Here is a 20,385-nt window from a genome sequence, read left to right as displayed (position 1 = left end):
TTCATATTACAATATTTTTTGTAAAAATTGTTGCGCACGTTCACTTTTCGGCGCTGCAAAAAATTCTTCTGGCGCACTATCTTCTACAAGCTTTCCTCCGTCCAAGAAAAGAACACGATCTGCCACTTCTTTTGCAAAGCCCATTTCATGTGTAACAATAGCCATCGTCATTCCTGTCGTAACTAACGATTTCATAACTTCTAACACTTCTTTCACCATCTCTGGATCTAGCGCCGATGTCGGTTCATCAAATAACATAACTTCCGGTTCCATCGCTAACGCTCTTGCAATTGCTACACGTTGCTTTTGTCCTCCCGACAAACGATTCGGATACGTATTTTTTTTATCTACTAATCCAACCTTTTCTAAAAGTTTCTCAGCTTTCTTTTCAGCTTCTTGCTTCGTTACCCCTTTTACATTGATAGGGGCATACGTAATATTTTCTAATACAGTCATATGAGGAAATAAGTGAAAATGCTGAAATACCATACCGACATTTTCACGAACATGCATAACATTCGTTTTCGGATTCGTTACTTCCTCCGTTCCAATCCAAATGTGACCATCCGTTGGTGCTTCTAACATATTCATACAACGTAAAAATGTTGATTTTCCTGATCCAGAAGGTCCTATAATTGCAACTACTTCCCCTTTTTCAATCGTTGTTGTAATTCCTTTTAATACTTCGTTTTTACCAAATGATTTATGAAGGTTTTCAATTTTAATCACTTTTCTTCATTCTCCCTTCAATTGCCTTCCCGACTAATGTAAGAATAATGACTAACATATAATAAATCAGTCCAACAAAAAGTAATGGTTCAAGATATTTAAATGTCTCACCACCTACAATGTAAGCACGACGCATTAAATCAGTCGCGCCTATTACTGTTACTACAGCTGATTCTTTCGTAAGTGTCGCAAATTCGTTCACAAGCGCTGGTAATATATTTTTTAATGCTTGAGGGAAAATAATATTTCTCATCATTTTTCCGTATGGTATCCCTAAAGCCATTGCTGCTTCTGTTTGTCCTTTATCAACTGCTTGAATACCAGCACGAATTACTTCTGACATGTATGCACCTGAATTCAAGCTAAATGCAAGTACAGCTGCTAAGAATGCTGGTATTTCATAACCAATTATTTGCGGGACACCGAAATAAATAATCATTAATTGCAATACAAGTGGTGTACCACGAAAAATTGATGTATAAAAATCTGCTGCTATATTTAATGCTCGTATTCTAGCAATTTTACAAAGTGCTAATAACGTTCCTAAAATAAATCCTGCTAAAGCTGATACCGCTACAATTTTCAAAGTAACTTCTAAACCTTTTAGTATATATGGTATCGAAGGCGTAATCGCCGAAAAATCTAAGTTCATTCTTTTCATTCCCCTCACAGAAAAGTGAAAGGCAGCTTATTTTCCGCTGCCAAACCATTTCTTCACTAATTTATCCATTTCTCCATTTTCTTGCATTTTTTTAATTACTTTATTAAATTCAGCTGTTTTATCACTGTTTTTCGGAAGGGCAATTGCTGCTCCAACTTCTTCTGGCGCTTCTTTAATTTCAATTCCTTGTAAATCTTTCATTTTCTCTAAATAATTTTTAGCAACTGTGTCTTCTATAATTGCAGCGTCAAAACGACCAGCTTTAATTTCTTGTACGATTTCTGGTATACGGTCACGTCCCTCAACTTGGAAATCTACTTGTTTTTTAAATTCTGCCGCTTTCTCTTCTTGAATAGATCCTGTTTGTACCCCTACTTTTTTCCCTTTTAAATCCTCTACAGATTTAATGTTAGAATCCTTTTTAGAAACAACCATATTTTTCGCAACAAAATAAATATCTGTAAAATCAACATTATTTTTACGCTCTGCAGTTGGCGTCATGCCTGCCATTACGAAATCAACTTTTCCTGAACTAAGAGATGCTAATAAACCACCAAAATCCATATCTTTCACTTTCACTTCATACCCAAGTTCTTTTCCGATATATTTAGCAACATCAACATCAAAACCAATAATTTCATCACTTTTTGAAGCTTCCACGTATTCATATGGTTTATAATCTGCTGAAGTCCCCATTACGAGTACTTTCTTATTTCCTTTTGTTTCTTTCGATTCCCCATTACTACAAGCGCTGAATATACTTACAATTAAAATAAGTGCAAACGATATTGATACTAACTTCTTCATCTTTCTTCCCCCTAATAATGTATATTTAAAAGTTTAATAGAATATTTATTCGATGTTTGTATTGTATCAGCACTTTTATTTTTATGCAATATATAAAATAAAAATAAATAATAAAACAATATAAATGCTATTTGTTATGTATAAAATAATGCATAAAATAACATAACTATGCATATCTCTGAAATTTTAATAATAAATAAAAAAGGCGGCACATCCACTTGATTGTGGACGTGCCGCCTTTTCTCTTATTTTTTATAGTTCTTCACAATTCTCTTCAAAATATGATTGTAGTTTCGCAATAACTTGCATCGGTTCATGACCTTCAATTTCATGACGCTCTACCATCGTTACAATTTTTCCATCTTTTAATAAAGCAAATGATGGAGAAGAAGGTGGGTACCCTTCGAAATATTCACGCGCTCTTGCTGTCGCTTCTTTATCTTGACCTGCAAACACCGTTACAAGGTGGTTAGGACGTTTATCATAATGTACGGAATGCGCAGCAGCAGGACGAGCAATACCACCTGCACAACCACATACAGAGTTTACCATTACAAGTGTTGTTCCATTTCTTTTAAACGCTTCTTCTACCGCTTCTGGCGTCGTCAATTCTGTATATCCAGCAGAGACAATCTCTTCACGCGCTTGGCGGACAACATCATTCATAAAAAAGTTAAAATTAATCACTCTTTTCCCTCCTCTAAAACTACCTATTTGTATCTTACCAGTTAATGTTTATGAAATACAAGTAAGTTTACTTGTATTTAAGTATAGAAAAGGTGTTAGAGCAATTGCTCTAACACCTTTTCTTTAATGACCACGATGTTTTTGCTTTGCTTTTTGTACTTTAATTAAACGTCTTCTTTCTTTTTCAGCTTCTCGCTTCTCCTTAGACTGCACTTTCTTTTCTTGTTTATGCAATTCATAAGATAAACTAATCGCCTCTTGCGCCTTAGTAAAACGTTTAACATTTGTTTCTTTTGCTGCTTGTCGTATGATACGCTTTATGTTTTTAGGACGCTGTTTTTCTTTAACTTCTACACCACATTTTGCAAAATGCTGAAAATGCTCTAAAAGTGAACTATTCACAAACATAAGCACTTCTTCATCTGACGGTTCCGCTCCAAAAATATACCTTGCTCCATACAATTTCCCTTGTTCTTTACATGTAATGATTCCAACAAAAAATTGGCCATCGTGATATACTGTCAACTCCATTGACAGCCCCTCCTTTAAAAAATTAGAAATACGGGACATCCCGGAGGGGAAGGTTACTGACATGAAATCATGCGTCTGGACTACCAACCAGAGCTGTGTTTTTGTATTTCTTTCACTTTTATTATATCTTTTTTTCCATAATCTTCATATATTCAACAATCATTTTTTTATGCGATCCTACAATATAGTCAGGTAGTTCTGTTACTGAAAAGAATTTAAGCTGAACAGCTTCTTCTTTATTCATAACAAAATCCCCTTCGTATTCATCCGTATAATAGGCGGTTGTTACAGATTGAAATTCATCACCATTTGCTAATTTTGTAAAGTAGTTCGCTCCAGAAAATACATTGATTAGTCGCAAGTTCTTCACTTTTATTCCTGTCTCTTCATATACTTCACGATAAGCTGTTTCTTCTGGTGATTCACTAAGCTCCATTAGCCCGCCAGGTAGCCCCCATTTTCCGTACGGCTCTGTCCGCTGCTGCAATAAAACATAACCATTTTCATCTATAACGAGTACAACAGCACCAACTAAAATTAAAGGGCGATGACCAACTATTTTTCGTAATTCTTCTACATATCCCACCGTATCGCCTCCTTTTTCGTTGTCCACACTATTGTATCATATGTACGAAACGACAAAATGCTTATATTTTTCATTTTTTTAACAAAATATTTATTTTATGTGATTCATCTACTGTAGCTAACATAATGGATTCTACTTCTGTACTCTCCTCTAGAAATTCTCTCGCCCACGCTTCTGTTTTTCCTAATAATGCAAGAACATCTTTCTGAATCCTCCCATCCTTTACTAATATAAAAGAAACTGGAGATTTTCTTCCCGCCACTTTAAGATCAAGCCGCGAAACTGCTTCATATTCTGGATACCGAAATATAGAAACGACACCGTTCGCTTCCCATAATGCTAATTTAATCGTTTGAATATCGCTCACATTTCGCATACGAAGTTCCGAAAACAAATATTCCACGGTAATTCTCGCCTTTTTCAAATTGCTAAAATCAATGGAACCATTATGTATAAGAATGATAGGTGCTGGCTCTAAAAAGCGTCTCCATCTATCCCATTTCAGCATTAAAACTGAGCTTATAATATGAAGTACAACGAGTATGAACGTTGTAATCATCGAGCCCAGTAACCCTACTTTTTCATCAGACAATGCGTTAGAAATATTCCCACCCAGCAATAACACTAATACAACATCTAAAAAACGAAGTTGTGCGATAGACCTTTGCCCCATTGCTTTCGCAACTAATATTAAAAATATGTATGCTATAATAGCCCGAATAACCCATTCACTATTAGAAAGATGCCGTGCTCCTTCAAAAATATGCATATGCATCACTTTGCACTCCTTACCCGTCTCAAACTGCTATCCTGTTTTAGTTTGCAACGTTTATGAGCATATATGTAAAAAAAGCTGGTTCGTTTAAAAACGAACCAGCTTTTTTTACTTAACTGAAAACATATATTTTTTATAAGTTTTCCGTACCGATAGTATTAGCCCCATCATAATCATATTCGAGAATAAGGAACTTCCCCCATACGATAAGAAAGGTAATGCAATACCTTTTACAGGCATTAATCCAACGATCATACCGATGTTTTGGAATATTTGAACTGTTAATATACCGATAGATCCAGCGCATAATAATGTACCAAATAAATTATCAGCGGAATAACCAATAATAATTGTTCGATATAGTAGCAACAGGAACAAGAAGACAACTAACGCTGCTACGATAAATCCACCTTCTTCGGCAATTGTAGCGAAAATAAAGTCAGTATGCTTCTCTGGGATATAGACGCTTCCTCCCCCAAACCCTTTACCTTCCATTCCTCCACTACCTACAGCTAAAATCGATTGTTGCGTTTGATAACCTTGATCTGCATTTTCAAATGGATTTAACCAACCTACAATACGCGACTGTTGGTGAGGTTTTAGTAAAGTAACTAAATTATTATAGAAAAAATCTTGATACTTAAAGAAAATAAATATTAAAGCAGATAATATGGTCAACGGAATAACTGTACATAATGCTATCAATTTCTTTTGAATACCTGACATAAATAAAATACATGCAATAGCAGCAGCATATAAGAACACCATACCTGTATCCGGTTGACTATATACAACCGCCATAGGTGGAAGTGACACTAGCATAATTTTACCTACTAGCTTTAAATCTGTTTGGAATGTCCTTGCCATATACTGTGCATTATGTTTTACTGCTATACTCGCTACTACAAGTAGCAATGCAATTTTGAAAAACTCAGACGGCTGAATTTGTCCAAATACTGGGAAAACAAACCATCTTTTTGCACCTAATTTTTCAGGTGTAAAACCTGATGGTGGTAATACTTTCAAAAGAATAAGTGAAGCAAACCCAGCAATATAAAGCGGCCAAGATAATTTTTGTAACTGATCTAAATCAATGCTTGCAACAAGAAGTAACAATACAACCCCAATTATGTAGTTAACACCTTGTTTCATAGCAAAGTTTGCAGCTCCATACTGTCCCGTTTGCTGACTGCTATATATAGCAGCTATACTCGTCACACATAGTGCACACAAAATTAAAATTAATTTTACATCTAAACTTTTTAGAAACTCGGTACTTCTTTTCATGACATCCTCCTGAAACATTGTTACGGCAAAAATAAAAAACCAGGAGTCAACATTCTTCATGTTTTGACGACTGATTACACATTATCTATAAAACACTTATATAGAATAACTCTCTTTTTCATACAATACAATATATTATACTACAGTTTCATCAGTAAGATTTGCCAAAAAAATTATTCTTTTCTTATTTTATATCCATATACCATATATCAGCAATGTATTTTCGTAAATTCCTAATACATAATCGTTTATTGTAAGATTACTGGGAAAGGTATTTATACATATAGTAGGATGTAGATGAAGAAATAAGATAATAAAAAGCTCGCATAAGCGAGCTTTTTATTAATATACAGATGTATTATTTTCTGACATGTTTTCCAAAATTTCTTTAACACGTCCTAAGAACTTACCACAAATTAAACCATCAAGTACGCGGTGATCAAGTGATAAACATAAGTTAACCATGTCACGAGCACCGAACATACCGTTATCCATAATTACTGGGCGTTTTACAATTGATTCAACTTGTAAAATAGCCGCTTGTGGGTAATTAATAATACCCATAGATTGAACAGAACCGAATGATCCTGTGTTATTAATTGTAAATGTTCCACCTTGCATTTCGTCTGCTTTTAACGATTTCGTGCGTACTTTTCCTGCAAGTTCTGTAATTTCACGAGCGATACCTTTAATTGTTTTCTCGTCCGCTTGCTTAATTACTGGTACAAATAGTTCTTCCTCTGTTGCAACAGCGATAGAAAGGTTAATATCTTTCTTCTGAACAATTTTATCGCCAGCCCACATTGAATTAATTTGAGGATACTCTTTTAACGCTTGTGCCACTGCTTTTACGAAGAAAGCAAAGAACGTTAAGTTAAAGCCTTCACGCTTCTTAAAGTCACCTTTAATTGAGTTACGGTATGACACAAGGTTTGTCACATCTACTTCAATCATCATCCAAGCATGTGGTGCTTCGTGTTTACTACGTAACATGTTTGCTGCGATTGCTTTACGCACACCTGTGACTGGAATTTCGATATCTCCAGGCATTGTAGGTACAGAAACTGGTTTCGCAGCTTCTCCTTTTTGCGCTACTGGTGCTGCTTTTGGTGCTTCTGGGCGAGCTTCTACTACCGCCGCTACAGCTTCATCTTTCTTCGCCGCACCTGCTTGCGGAATATTTCCAGATTCCACTAGCTTTAAAATATCTTTACGAGTGATACGGCCGTTTGCTCCCGTACCCTCTACTAGATCTAAATCAACGTTATGCTCACCCGCAAGTTTTAACACAGCTGGTGAAAAACGTGGTTTTCCATCAGTTGGTTGTTTTACTTTCGGTGCTTTTTCAGGCGTAATTGCTGCTGCCTTTGGTTCTTCTTTCGTTTTTTCCTCAACAGCTGTTGCTGCTACTTCGTCTGCGCCTTCTACTTGAATCACACAAACTACTTCACCTACAGCTAACGTATCACCTTCACCAGCGATTAACTCTTTCACAATACCAGTGAAAGAAGATGGTACTTCAGCATTTACTTTATCAGTCATTACTTCTGCAAGCGGATCATACTTGTTTACGTGATCGCCAACATTAACGAGCCATTTACTAATTGTGCCCTCTGTAACGCTCTCCCCGAGCTGAGGCATTGTAATATTTTCTACAGCCATGTATAGTCCCCCCGATTAAAATTCCGCAAGTTCACGCATTGCTTTTTCAACTTTATCTGGATTTACCATAAAGAATTTTTCCATTGTTGGTGCATATGGCATTGCTGGAACGTCTGGACCTGCAAGACGTGCGATTGGCGCATCTAAATCAAATAGACAGTTTTCAGCAATAATTGCTGCCACTTCACTCATAATGCTTCCTTCTTTATTGTCTTCTGTTACAAGAAGAACTTTACCTGTTTTAGAAGCTGCTTCAATGATTGCTTCTTTATCTAATGGATATACAGTACGTAAATCAAGAATGTGTGCAGAGATGCCATCTTGTGCTAACTTTTCAGCTGCTTGAAGAGCAAAATGAACACATAATCCGTACGTGATAACTGTAATATCATCACCTTCACGTTTTACATCTGCTTTTCCGATTGGTAATACGTAGTCATCCTCCGGCACTTCACCTTTAATTAAACGATATGCACGTTTATGTTCGAAGAATAATACTGGATCTTCATCACGAATGGCTGCTTTTAATAAGCCTTTTGCATCATATGGTGTAGAAGGGATAACGATTTTTAAACCTGGTTGGTTTGCAAACATCGCTTCTACAGATTGTGAATGATACAATGCACCGTGAACACCCCCACCAAATGGTGCACGGATTGTAACTGGACAAGTCCAATCATTATTAGAACGATAACGAATTTTTGCTGCCTCAGAAACAATTTGGTTTACTGCTGGCATGATGAAATCAGCAAACTGCATTTCAGCGATTGGACGCATACCATACATTGCTGCACCAATTGCTACCCCAGCAATTGCAGATTCTGCAAGCGGTGCATCAAGCGCACGATCTTCACCAAATTGATCATACAAACCGTGTGTCGCTTTAAACACGCCACCTTTTTTACCAACATCTTCTCCTAAAACGAATACTTTCTCATCGCGTTCCATTTCTTCGCGCATTGCTAATGTAATAGCATCAATATAAGACATTACAGCCATGAAACGTTCCCCCCTATTCTGCGTATACGTGCTTCAATGCATCTTCAGGTGCTGCATACGGAGCATTTTCTGCATATTCTGTTGCTTCATTTACGATATGCATAATTTCGTCTAACATTTGTTTTTCCGATTCCTCAGTTAACACACCAGCTTCTTTTAAATAAGCCGCGAATGTTATAATTGAATCTTTTTTCTTTGCTTCTTCTACTTCTTCTTTATCACGATAAACACGATCATCATCGTCACTAGAATGTGCTGTTAAACGATATGATACTGTTTCAATTAAAGTTGGGCCTTCACCACGACGACCGCGATCTGCTGCTTCTTTTACAGCTTTATATACTGCAAGCGGATCGTTTCCGTCTATTGTATATCCAGGCATACCATAACCAATTGCACGATCTGATACGTTTTTACATGCTAATTGTTTTTCAACCGGAATAGAGATTGCATATTTGTTATTTTCACACATAAAAATAACAGGTAGTTTGTGTACACCAGCAAAGTTTGCCCCTTCATGGAAGTCACCTTGGTTTGAAGAACCTTCTCCAAATGTAACGAACGTTACTAAATCTTTCTTCTCCATTTTTCCAGCTAGTGCAATACCAACTGCATGTGGTACTTGCGTTGTTACTGGAGATGAACCTGTAACAATACGATTTTTCTTTTGACCGAAGTGACCAGGCATTTGACGACCACCAGAGTTTGGATCTCCAGCTTTCGCGAAAGCAGACAACATAAGCTCTTTAGCTGTCATACCAAATGCTAGTACAACACCCATATCACGATAGTATGGTAATGCATAATCTTTCTCTCTATCAAGAGCGAACGCCGCTCCAACTTGTGCAGCCTCTTGTCCTTGACAAGAAATTACGAATGGAATTTTACCAGCGCGGTTTAATAACCACATACGTTCGTCGATTTTACGTGCAAGTAACATCGTACGGAACATTTCTAATACTTGCTCATCACTTAAGCCAAGCTCTTCATGGCGCTTTTCTTTTACTTCTGCCATTTTTCATAACCTCCTAAATCCACATTTTTATGCGTGTAACGCTCTTCCATCTACAGCAAGTGCTGCTTCACCAATCGCCTCAGATAATGATGGATGCGGATGAATTGTATGTGCTACTTCCCAAGGTGTTGCATCAAGTACTCTTGCAAGACCAGCTTCAGAAATCATATCTGTTACATGCGGTCCAATCATATGAACACCAAGAATGTCATTTGTCTCTTCATCAACTACAAGTTTTACGAAACCATCTGATTCTCCGTATACAAGTGCTTTTCCGATTGCGCGGAATGAGAACTTACCTACTTTTAACTTATAGCCTTTTTCTTTCGCTTCTTGTTCTGTTAAACCGACAGAAGCAACTTCTGGACTGCTATATACGCATTTTGATACCATAGAGTAATCAATTGGTGTAACTTCTTTCCCTGCAATATGTTCTACTGCAGCAATTCCTTCATGAGAAGCAACGTGAGCAAGTTGCAGGCCACCGATTACATCTCCAATTGCGTAAATATGCGATTCTTTCGTTTGATAAAACTCATTTGTTTGAATGTATCCTTTTTCCACAACGATATCTGTGTTCTCTAAGCCAATATTTTGCGTATTCGCTTGTCTTCCTACAGATACAAGCATTTTTTCTGCTTTAAATTCTTTATTTTCACCGTTGTGTTCAGCTTGGATTGTTACTCCATTATCTTTTACCAATGTTTCTGGTAATACTTTTGCACCAGTTACCACTTTAATACCTTTTTTCTTGAATAGACGTTGCATTTCTTTTGAAACGTCTTGATCTTCTAGTGGTAATATCGTTTTTGCATACTCTAATACTGTAACTTCTACACCGAAGTCAGCAAGCATAGATGCCCACTCAATACCGATTACACCGCCACCAACGATAATAATCGAACTAGGAAGCGTTTCCATTTTTAGGGCATGATCCGAAGACATTACGTATTCTCCATCTAATTCTAAACCTGGTAATGAATTTGGACGAGAACCTGTTGCAACAAGTACATTTTTTGGAATTAACATTTCATTCTCTTCTCCACTTGCAAGTTCAACTGAAATTGTCCCTGGCATAGGAGAGAAAATAGACGGGCCAAGAATACGACCAATACCTTCAAACACATCAATTTTACCTTGTTTCATTAAATGTTGAACGCCTTTATGAAGCTGCGTTACAATCTTCTCTTTACGCTCTTGTACTTTTGCAAAGTTTAGTTCTACATTGCTTGCAATAACTCCGAACTCTTCGCTTTTTTTAGCAGTTGCATATACTTCCGCACTACGTAAAAGAGCTTTACTAGGAATACATCCTTTGTGTAAACAAGTACCACCAAGATTTTCTTTTTCGACTAGTGCTGTTTTTAACCCTAATTGTGATGCACGAATTGCAGCAACATATCCACCAGTACCGCCGCCAACGATGACTAAATCATATTCTTTTGCCATTATCTCAACCCCTAGCTACCGTTTCTTTTTCACGTACAACGTATTCTTTTGGAGCTTCTTCTTCACGTAATACACGAAGTGCTCCTTCTGCTAACGCTTCTAACTCATCTTCGCCTGGATGTACGATAACATCTGCAATCCAGTCCACTCGCTCTTTTATTTCATCGACAAGAATTTTACTGTATGCCAGTCCACCAGTTAATACGATTGCATCGATTTTCCCGTGAAGTACAGCGCTAGCTCCGCCAATCTCTTTTGCAACTTGATATGCCATTGCTTTATAAATAAGAGTTGCTTCAGGATCACCTTTTTCAACCATTTGCTCTACTTTAATCGCATCATTTGTACCGATTAAACTTACAAGTCCACCTTGTCCGACAAGTTTTTTAATCATTTCATCACGGTAATACTCACCAGAGAAACACATTTCTACTAGTTGCCCTACTGGTACTGTACCAGCGCGCTCTGGACTAAATGGTCCTTCTCCGTTTAAACCGTTATTCACATCGATTACTCTTCCTTTTTTATGAGCACCAACTGTAATACCGCCACCCATATGTGTAACTAATAAATTTAAATCCTCGTATTTGTGATTTAACTGTTCAGCTACTTTACGAGCAACTGCTTTTTGATTTAATGCATGGAAGATACTTTTGCGTTCCATACCAGCAATGCCACTTATACGAGCAACCGGCTCCATCTCATCTACAACGACAGGATCTACAATGAATGCAGGAATGTTTAATCCAGAAGCAATTTCATATGCTAAAATGCCTCCAAGGTTTGAAGCGTGATGACCGCTAAAGCCATTTTTCAAATCTTCTAACATCGCATCGTTTACTGTATACGTACCGCCTTCGATTGGACGAAGTAATCCACCACGCCCACAAACAGCGTTTAATTTTGAAATGTTAATACCATGAGAATGTAGAACTTCTAAAATCGTTTCTTTTCGAAACTCATATTGGTCGATAATTCTCTTATATTTTCCAATCTGTTCTACGTCATGACGAATCGTTTCTTCTAGAACGGGTCTTTCATTATCAAAAACACCAATTTTTGTGGATGTACTACCTGGGTTAATAACAAGAATTCGATTTACAGACAATGTTGCTACCTCCACTAATAAATTCAAAAGGAAGTGGAAACCTCATAAGAGGTAACCACACCTTTTGTAAAAGTTATATATGAATGATTAGCGACGGCTAATAATATCGTGACCGTTGCGTAAGTAAGTGCTACGAGAATTCTTCAAGCTTGCAATGCGCTCTTCAGCTAGACGATCTGCCGCTACATAAGTTGCTATGCCATCGCGTTTTGAAATTTCGATTACTTTTGCAATCGTGTCATAAATAGACTCAACACGTTTTAGTGCACGTTCTCTATTGTATCCATATAATTCGTCTGCTACGTTAATTACGCCACCTGCATTAATTACATAATCTGGTGCGTATACAATACCCATTTCATGAATGATGTCACCGTGACGATCTTCTTTTAATTGGTTATTTGCAGAACCTGCGATTACTTTTGCTTTAAGTTGTGGAATAGTTTCATCATTAACTGTTGCGCCTAATGCACATGGTGCGTAAATATCGCATTCCACACCGTAAATTTCATTTGGTTCAACTGCTGATGCACCGAATTCTTCTACAGCACGTTGTACAGCTTCTTTATTAATATCTGTAACGATTAATTTTGCTCCTTCAGCGTGTAAATGTTTGCATAGATGATATGCTACGTTACCAACGCCTTGAACAGCAATTACTTTTCCTTCTAAATTGTCAGTACCGAAAGCTTCTTTTGCAGCTGCTTTCATACCACGATAAACACCGTATGCAGTTACTGGAGATGGGTTACCAGAAGAACCGAATGATGGTGAGATACCTGTTACAAAGTCAGTTTCTTCGTGGATAATATCCATATCATCTACTGTTGTACCAACATCTTCAGCTGTAATGTATCGTCCGTTTAGTCCTTGGATATAACGTCCTAGTGCACGGAACATTGCTTCGCTCTTATCTTTACGAGGATCACCGATAATTACTGTTTTCGCACCACCTAAGTTTAAACCAGCTGCTGCGTTTTTGTATGTCATCCCTTTTGCAAGACGCAATGCATCTTCAATCGCCGCTTCTTCAGAATCATATGTCCACATTCTTGTTCCACCAAGAGCCGGTCCAAGTGTTGTATCATGAATTGCAATAATTGCTTTTAAACCAGATTCTTTATCTTGACAAAATACCACTTGCTCATAATCATATTTTTCTAAGTATTCGAAGATTTCTAATGTCATTGTCGTTTCCCCCTAATGTTTTACCCTTTTTGGTTTATTTTGAAGCAGTCGCAACTGCCAATGCTAATGAATATACTTTTGTTTCTGCTGAATCAGCACGAGATGTTAAAACAATCGGTGCTTTTGCGCCAGCAATCATTGCTCCTACTTTTGCATCCGCAAAGTATACGAGTGATTTATATAGCACATTTCCAGCTTCAATCGTTGGGACGAGTAAAATATCTGCCTTACCTGCTACATCACTTACTATGCCTTTATGCTCTGCTGCAATTTGTGATACTGCATTATCTAAAGCAAGTGGTCCATCAACGATACAATCTTTAATTTGTCCGCGGCGATTCATTTGTGTTAACATCGCTGCATCAATTGTCGCCTGCATCGCTGGATTCACAACTTCTACTGCTGCAATTGGTGCCACTTTTGGCAAGTCGATTCCTATTGCCCGGGCAACTTCTACAGTATTTTGTATAATAGCAGCTTTTTGTGTTACATCAGGTGCGATGTTCATCGCTGCATCTGTAACGAAAATAAGACGATCATAATTTGGAACTTCAAATGCTGCTACATGTGAAAGTACGCTACCTTTACGTAGGCCCCACTCTTTGTTTAACACAGCCTTCAAAATATTCGCTGTTGGGATGTTACCCTTCATAAGCACGTCTGCCTCACCATTTCTCACAGATTTAACAGAAAGTTCTGCAGCCTCTGCATTAGACATTGCTGCAATCACTTCAACATGTTCTGAAGTTTGTAAACCATGTTCTTGTAGCATCCCCATTATTTTTTCTTGATTTCCATATAGACGAAATTGAGCTAGCTGTAATTTAATTGCTTTCGCTACAGCTTCAATTACTTCATGATCTTCAGCTACTGCTACAGCTACAGTTTTTTTAGGCTGTCCCGCTGCTTGATCAATTAAGTATTCTAACTTCATATTTTGTAATCAACCCTTTCCGTCGTCCCTCGTCTATTTATAAAGCAAATACCGTGCCAACTTTTAAAAGTGGTCTTACCAATAATGAAAACGCATTCAAAATGCAGTAAAATCAATACTTTGGAAAATAACAAAAGATTCTGTCTTATTTTGTCGCTTTTTGTATACCATGCAATAAATTGCACGGTACGCAATTTATTGCATGCTATTTTTTGCATGGTCATACTTTTCTAGCTTATAATATAAATTTCGAACGGAAATTCCTAACGCTTTTGCAGTTTGTGTTTTATTCCCATCAAATCTCTCCAAATATTCATGAATAATATTCCCTTCAAACTCTGTTACTAAATGTTCAAGTGGCTTTTCTTCTAATTCAGGTAATAAATGAGATTGCTTTGACTCTACCTGCTCTTCATTATGTAATGGTGGTAAATGTTGTACATCAATATAGATCTCGTTATAATTCATAAAAATAATCGCTCGTCCTAAAATATTTTCAAGTTCTCTCACATTTCCTGGCCATTCGTATGATTGTAAATATAAAATAGCTGAATCAGTGAGCCCTTCTACATTACGACCATAATCTTGATTAATTTTTTGAATCAACCTGTCCGCAATTTTCGGTATATCTCCTTTACGTTGACGAAGAGATGGAATTTGAATTGGAATTTTATTTAATCGATAATATAAATCCTCCCTAAACTTCCCTTCTAGAATAGCCTTTTCTAAATTCACATGTGTCGCTGCAATTACTCGAACATTAATGGGTATCGCTTTCGTCCCACCAACTTTTACAATTTCTTTTTCCTGCAATACACGAAGGAGTTTCGCTTGTGTATTTGCAGATAACTCCCCTATTTCATCTAAAAAAATACTACCGTTATTCGCTTCCTCAAAGAACCCACGTTTCCCGCCTCTTTTCGCTCCAGAAAACGCCCCTTCCTCATAACCAAATAATTCACTTTCTAACAACGTCTCCGAAATAGCCGCACAGTTTACACGGACGAATTTATTGTATTTTCGATTACTTCCATTATGGATTGCATGTGCAAACAATTCTTTACCAGTCCCAGATTCACCGCGTAACAGTACCGTTGCTGGTGTATTCGCTCCTAGCTTCGCCTGTTCGATAGCTGCCGTTGTTTCATCTGAATTTCCGACAATATCATCAAATGAATATTTTGCTTCTAATGTGCGAATAATTTGCCTTGCTCTATTCAATTCATTTGTTAACTTTTGAATTTCCGACACGTCACGGATAACGCCAACGCTTCCTTTCAATATTCCATCCACAATAACTGGCGCTACGTTTACAATTACATCGCGCTTTTTTTGCCCAATCTTCATATGTATTCCGCGCACCGCACGACGCGTTCGAAGTACTTTCATATGCATACTTTCGCCTTCTACAATATCAGTTGTAGCAGGCTTCCCAATAATATCTTCTTCTGTTAGACCCGTTAATTTCGTATATGCCGGGTTAATGACTAAACCTCTTCCTTTTTCATCCACAACCGAAATCGCTTCTTCAGATGAGTTGATAATTGCCTCTAATAGTGTTTGAATTTCTTTTAAGTCTGTAACTTCTTCCGCTAAATCTACAACTTCTGTTATATCTTTAAAAATTGCAAATGCCCCTTGTACCTCTCCGCTTTCTTTTAATATCGGTATACGCGTTGTAATAATTTTCTTTCCATTCTCTAATGTTAGTTCATAATTTACTTCTATTTGTTTCGTACGTATAATGCGAAGTAATTTACTAGTGGGAATGACTTCTAAAATATATTTTCCTATCGCCTCTTCTTTTTTATATCCGATAATACGCTCCGCACTTTTATTAAAAAGACGAACTTGTCCCTCTCGATCAATTACGATCATGCCGTCATGCGTAGAATTTAAAATTAATTCTCCTTGTTGCGTTTGTTCCTCTAACCGCCCAATTAACCCTTCCTTCTCATGCGCTAATCCTGTAACAATTTTTGCAATATCACCTGGTATAAGAAGAGTGTCTTTTTTCTTTTTTTCCAATAAAACTTTATGTACATCATCTTCACCTGTCATATCAAATATTACATCGATATGCATAGAAAGAAATGGAGTTACACTTTCTCCAATTGCAATTCCATATTCCTTAGCAATTTGTAATCCTTTTGCCAACGGATTTATATCAATAATCCCTATAATTTGAAATATATTCGAACTATGTAACAGATTCAGCAGTGCGCTCCCGCCTTCACCTGCACCAACAATTAATACTTTTTGTTTCATATATTACACTTCCTCTCGAAGTAACTCTGCAAATTTTTTCACACCCTTATCTTACTCGTTCAGCACCCTCTTGACAAACCCCCTTTCCGTATAACATCATTAAAATATACGAAATAATCTGAAAAGGAGAGTTATGTATGCAGCGTTACGTTGCTCTACTATTAGCACTCATCCCTATTTCATTAGCTGTGTTTGGTATAAAGTTAATGAGAGATACTGTATTCGGGATTCTATTTCCACCAATCTCTATACTGTGGTTACAATTTTTAATCGGTGCTCTCTGCTTCGGGCTCGGGTTTTATATCTTCGGTGGCTTCGTCTTGCACCGAGACCGTAAACGAAATAAAGTACAGGCTCGCTTTAGAAGATAGGAAGGCCCCACTATTTATAAATAAAAAAATGAGACCGTTACACGCGGTCTCATTTTTTTATTGGCAACAACGTTCTTGCCGTTTCAGGGTAATCAGTAATAATCGCCGATATATTCATATCAAAATATTTACGCATAAGCGTTTCTTCATTAATTGTATAAGGGCGAACCTCTACACCACTTTCCATCGTTAGTTCAGCAATAGCATCTTGAAGGTAACGATAATTCGGATGTACTGCTGTAGCCCCCATTTTTTTCGCGTATGCCCACGGACTATGCAAACCTTCGCGATATAAAATTGCTGTTTGAATATCAGGAGCCATCATATGACACCGCTTCATGCTGTAGTGATTAAACGAAGAAAATATAACACGATCCTCTAAACTAAATTTCCGTACAAGCGTTATAACTTCTTCCTCTAAACCTCTGTATGGAATTTTATTATTTTTAAGTTCAATATTAAGTAGCAAACTCGTTTGTTCAAGCCATTCTAATACCTCTTCTAAAAGTGGTATTTTACAAAACCCTACTTTATCACCAAATTTATAACTTGCATCTAACTTGCATAAATCCTCATATACATAATTCCGAACCGCACCTTTTCCATTTGTTGTTCGGTCCACCGTTTCATCATGAATGACGACAACTTTTCCATCTTTCGTTAATTGAACATCAAGTTCAATTCCATCCGCTCTAAAAGACTCAGCCGCTTCAAATGAAATCATTGTATTTTCTGGGTACGTTCCAGCCGCACCACGATGTGCAAATATAAGAGTCATCCTCACTCCCCCAATCTTATGCTATACTATACGAAAAAGGAGGTACTTCTATGAGACCATTACAAATTTCTCCAGATACTGCAGTCCGCTTATCAAAAGCACTAGGTGTTCCACTTGAACAACTCATGCATATGCCGCAGCACATTTTAATTCAAAAGCTAGTTGAATTAGAAAAACAAAATAAAGACGAAGAGTAATACAGTCCTGTTTTGCAGGGCTTTTTATATTTTCTATTATATCACGGATGACTTCCTTGCTAAAATCCCTTACCGGATATACTATGATCCCATTTAATCTTTTCTTCAAACATTTAAATGAAGCCCCCTCTTTTAACAAAAGAGGGGGCTTCTCATTACTCGTTTTAGTTACTCAAATTATGCGTTTTTCTTTTCTTTGTTAAAAATCATAAACACTTTATACAATCCTAAAGAAGCTGGAATATTCATAAATGCAAATGCTTCATACGTATAATGAGGAGCTGTTTCCCATAGTAACAAGAAAGTAAATACCCCTAATGCACTAATCATCGCAATTCGTATAACTTCCGATTCATTTTCATCTTTCTTTTTATAAAGAATAACAGCCGCCAAAACAGCTATATAAACAAATAATTTGATAATATACGAATATATAGTAACGATTTTATACTTCGTTGTACTATAATTCGATACGTAATTAGTTACCATGTCATTCTTCTGTTCAAACCATTGCCCAATACGGTACATGGAGAACTGACTTGATACCCATTCTCTAGTTATTTTTTCATTCAAATGTTGCACATAACCCATTACACCAAGTTCACTGAAACGTTGCACTATAACTTCTTGATTGTGCTCATTCAAATCTTTCGTATTCTTTATGTTTTCATCATCAATATAATCTGCATCTGCCTGATTCCACACACCATACGTATCTTTGTTCAGGCCCATTTTCACCCAATGAGTGAATGGAATTTTTTCAATTTCATTATCGGTACTGAGATTTAGCTTTGTCGTTATACCTTTAAAACTTACAATAAGGATTAAACAAAATAAAACACTACTTAACACCTTTACAGAGTATTCCTTACGAAACTTAAAAATATTTTCAATTAAAATCGCTAACGCTACGGTTAATGCTGTCGGTCTTATAATATAAGTACAAGCTGCGAAAACCCCTAATAAAATCCATAAAATAATCTTCATTCTTTTTGTTTCCGCCGTTTTCAAGCACAAATATGTATACATTGTTGCTGAAATAAAAAATATTACCAATGTATGAGTATAGAAAACTGGTGCCTGCCAATATATAAAAATATTTAGCACAGATAACACAATCGATATGTGAGCAACTTTAAAGTTTGTAATTTTCCTTACAATCAATACATTTAAAATAATACTGCCTGTGATACAAGCTATTGGTAATATTTTTATCGCTAAATCTACGCTCCCTATCAATTTAGCAAAATATCCTCCTATTAATACAACATGTGTATTATATGGATAAAATAAAAGCTGTCCCATTTCTAAAAATTGATTATCTCCATTAAACACAGAGACAATTCCTTGTTTAAGGATAGCATAATCCCCAACAACAGGGTTAAATGCTATGGAAGTAATAATTATTTCCATCGTCAAAATGATTATGATACCTAAAGCAATCATAATATTTGTATACGTTCTTTTCATTTTATTAATAACCAATTTATAATACATAAAGAAGAGCACAAATAAAAGCAACGTCAACGCTATAACAGCAGCGACTTTTTTGGGAGTATACTCCTCAGTCGGATAAGGAAATTCACCCCTCATCAAAATTGTTTTTGGGATAAAAAATTTACTTACTATCATTGAAAATATAGATAAAAACACCGTCATGACAATGATTGGGTACGCTCGATTTACTATTTTTTTTAAAGTCATTCATCCATTCTCCTATATCTCTAACTTTTCCAAATCAATGATACGTTATAGAGATTATGATGTCAAATCCACTTATTTTCTGTACATATCCGTATTTTCACTGCATTTTTCTATATAAATATGTATTCCTTCAAAATCCTTAAATCGAGGTAAATAAAAAACTCATTGATTTTAAATTTACTATCGAGTATAAATTGCAAGAATTATTAAGCTTTACTATAACTTAAATCCCTTACTGTTCCTACTCTCAGCTTATCCGCAACCATTGCCATAAATTCAGAATTCGTAGGTTTGCTTTTGACATGGATACTGTATTACCATCGCTATATCAAGGCATTGTATATTTCATAACTATCATTAAATGATTCTATTTATTGGTGCCCATCCTCAAATTGATAGGTCAACTTAATAAGAGTTCATCATTTTCTTCTATTTAGATGCTTTGCATCGCAATGAAGTAAAAAGTTTTCTACATTCATTTGAAAGTTATTCATACAACAAAAAACCTCCTAGCTATTGGAATCAAAATTTCAATCCAATAAATAGAAGGTTTTTAAATTAACCGCCAATTACCTATGTACTTTATTGCCTACATACGTAATTCGTTGGTTATTAAATTTTATTATGAAATACGCTTAACACCTTGATA

20 protein-coding genes are annotated in these 20,385 nt (G+C 36.4%); 2 read left to right on the top strand and 18 right to left on the bottom strand.

Annotated elements, in window-relative coordinates:
* Positions 1-6: 6 nt before the first annotated feature.
* From MRP26_RS06075 to MRP26_RS06000, 16 genes are all read right to left on the bottom strand, one after another.
* Positions 7-729, bottom strand: a complete 723-nt coding sequence (locus MRP26_RS06075) for an amino acid ABC transporter ATP-binding protein (RefSeq protein WP_000590203.1) — start codon at positions 727-729, stop codon at positions 7-9.
* Complete coding sequence (locus MRP26_RS06070; protein ID WP_001046915.1) at positions 722-1,381, bottom strand: amino acid ABC transporter permease; 660 nt, start codon at positions 1,379-1,381, stop codon at positions 722-724. The genes MRP26_RS06075 and MRP26_RS06070 overlap by 8 nt, the downstream gene beginning before the upstream one ends.
* 36 nt (positions 1,382-1,417) lie before the next feature.
* Entirely contained in the window at positions 1,418-2,197 is a 780-nt protein-coding gene (locus MRP26_RS06065; RefSeq protein ID WP_000737678.1) for a transporter substrate-binding domain-containing protein, read from the bottom strand.
* A 252-nt stretch (positions 2,198-2,449) separates the two neighbouring features.
* Positions 2,450-2,863: a BrxA/BrxB family bacilliredoxin gene (locus tag MRP26_RS06060; RefSeq protein WP_001979317.1), complete on the bottom strand. Its 414-nt coding sequence runs from the start codon at positions 2,861-2,863 to the stop codon at positions 2,450-2,452.
* A 144-nt stretch (positions 2,864-3,007) separates the two neighbouring features.
* Complete coding sequence (locus MRP26_RS06055) at positions 3,008-3,415, bottom strand: YjdF family protein (RefSeq protein ID WP_000424203.1); 408 nt, start codon at positions 3,413-3,415, stop codon at positions 3,008-3,010.
* Positions 3,416-3,536: 121 nt separating this feature from the next.
* Positions 3,537-4,001: an NUDIX hydrolase gene (locus MRP26_RS06050; protein ID WP_065229330.1), complete on the bottom strand. Its 465-nt coding sequence runs from the start codon at positions 3,999-4,001 to the stop codon at positions 3,537-3,539.
* Positions 4,002-4,071: 70 nt separating this feature from the next.
* Entirely contained in the window at positions 4,072-4,776 is a 705-nt protein-coding gene (locus tag MRP26_RS06045; RefSeq protein ID WP_069356182.1) for a DUF421 domain-containing protein, read from the bottom strand.
* A gap of 108 nt (positions 4,777-4,884) precedes the next feature.
* Complete coding sequence (locus MRP26_RS06040; RefSeq protein ID WP_000831181.1) at positions 4,885-6,063, bottom strand: FtsW/RodA/SpoVE family cell cycle protein; 1,179 nt, start codon at positions 6,061-6,063, stop codon at positions 4,885-4,887.
* A gap of 342 nt (positions 6,064-6,405) precedes the next feature.
* Positions 6,406-7,725 (bottom strand): dihydrolipoamide acetyltransferase family protein, encoded by a 1,320-nt coding sequence (locus MRP26_RS06035; protein WP_078400969.1) that lies wholly within the window; start codon positions 7,723-7,725, stop codon positions 6,406-6,408.
* A gap of 15 nt (positions 7,726-7,740) precedes the next feature.
* Positions 7,741-8,724, bottom strand: coding sequence for a 3-methyl-2-oxobutanoate dehydrogenase subunit beta (bfmBAB, locus tag MRP26_RS06030; protein ID WP_000290071.1), 984 nt, complete (start codon positions 8,722-8,724; stop codon positions 7,741-7,743).
* Between the two features lie 13 nt (positions 8,725-8,737).
* A complete protein-coding gene (gene bfmBAA / locus MRP26_RS06025) occupies positions 8,738-9,739 on the bottom strand; it encodes a 3-methyl-2-oxobutanoate dehydrogenase subunit alpha (protein WP_000852551.1) in 1,002 nt (333 codons plus the stop codon).
* 27 nt (positions 9,740-9,766) lie between these two features.
* Complete coding sequence (gene lpdA / locus MRP26_RS06020) at positions 9,767-11,188, bottom strand: dihydrolipoyl dehydrogenase (RefSeq protein WP_001051295.1); 1,422 nt, start codon at positions 11,186-11,188, stop codon at positions 9,767-9,769.
* A gap of 4 nt (positions 11,189-11,192) precedes the next feature.
* Complete coding sequence (gene buk / locus MRP26_RS06015) at positions 11,193-12,296, bottom strand: butyrate kinase (RefSeq protein WP_000115781.1); 1,104 nt, start codon at positions 12,294-12,296, stop codon at positions 11,193-11,195.
* Positions 12,297-12,383: 87 nt separating this feature from the next.
* Entirely contained in the window at positions 12,384-13,484 is a 1,101-nt protein-coding gene (locus tag MRP26_RS06010) for a leucine dehydrogenase (protein ID WP_000171355.1), read from the bottom strand.
* A 34-nt stretch (positions 13,485-13,518) separates the two neighbouring features.
* A complete protein-coding gene (gene yqiS / locus MRP26_RS06005; RefSeq protein ID WP_053563676.1) occupies positions 13,519-14,418 on the bottom strand; it encodes a phosphate butyryltransferase in 900 nt (299 codons plus the stop codon).
* A 195-nt stretch (positions 14,419-14,613) separates the two neighbouring features.
* Positions 14,614-16,686 (bottom strand): sigma-54 interaction domain-containing protein, encoded by a 2,073-nt coding sequence (locus tag MRP26_RS06000; RefSeq protein ID WP_078400971.1) that lies wholly within the window; start codon positions 16,684-16,686, stop codon positions 14,614-14,616.
* Positions 16,687-16,823: 137 nt separating this feature from the next.
* Between MRP26_RS06000 and MRP26_RS05995 the strand changes: the two genes are divergently transcribed.
* Positions 16,824-17,057: a DUF2627 domain-containing protein gene (locus MRP26_RS05995; RefSeq protein ID WP_001190211.1), complete on the top strand. Its 234-nt coding sequence runs from the start codon at positions 16,824-16,826 to the stop codon at positions 17,055-17,057.
* 49 nt (positions 17,058-17,106) lie between these two features.
* Here the strand turns inward: MRP26_RS05995 and MRP26_RS05990 are convergent, their stop codons facing one another.
* Positions 17,107-17,835 (bottom strand): glycerophosphodiester phosphodiesterase, encoded by a 729-nt coding sequence (locus MRP26_RS05990; RefSeq protein WP_000172580.1) that lies wholly within the window; start codon positions 17,833-17,835, stop codon positions 17,107-17,109.
* Positions 17,836-17,885: 50 nt separating this feature from the next.
* Between MRP26_RS05990 and MRP26_RS05985 the strand changes: the two genes are divergently transcribed.
* Positions 17,886-18,032, top strand: a complete 147-nt coding sequence (locus MRP26_RS05985) for a YycC family protein (RefSeq protein WP_001247671.1) — start codon at positions 17,886-17,888, stop codon at positions 18,030-18,032.
* A gap of 177 nt (positions 18,033-18,209) precedes the next feature.
* On the opposite strand, the gene MRP26_RS05980 is transcribed toward MRP26_RS05985, so the two are convergent.
* Positions 18,210-19,736 (bottom strand): glycosyltransferase family protein, encoded by a 1,527-nt coding sequence (locus MRP26_RS05980; RefSeq protein ID WP_053563675.1) that lies wholly within the window; start codon positions 19,734-19,736, stop codon positions 18,210-18,212.
* Between the last annotated feature and the right edge of the window lie 649 nt (positions 19,737-20,385).

It is taken from the genome of Bacillus sp. CCB-MMP212 (assembly GCF_022748145.1).
Taxonomy (GTDB): Bacteria; Bacillota; Bacilli; order Bacillales; family Bacillaceae_G; genus Bacillus_A; species Bacillus_A cereus.
This window is presented reverse-complemented; position numbering and strand designations above follow the sequence as displayed.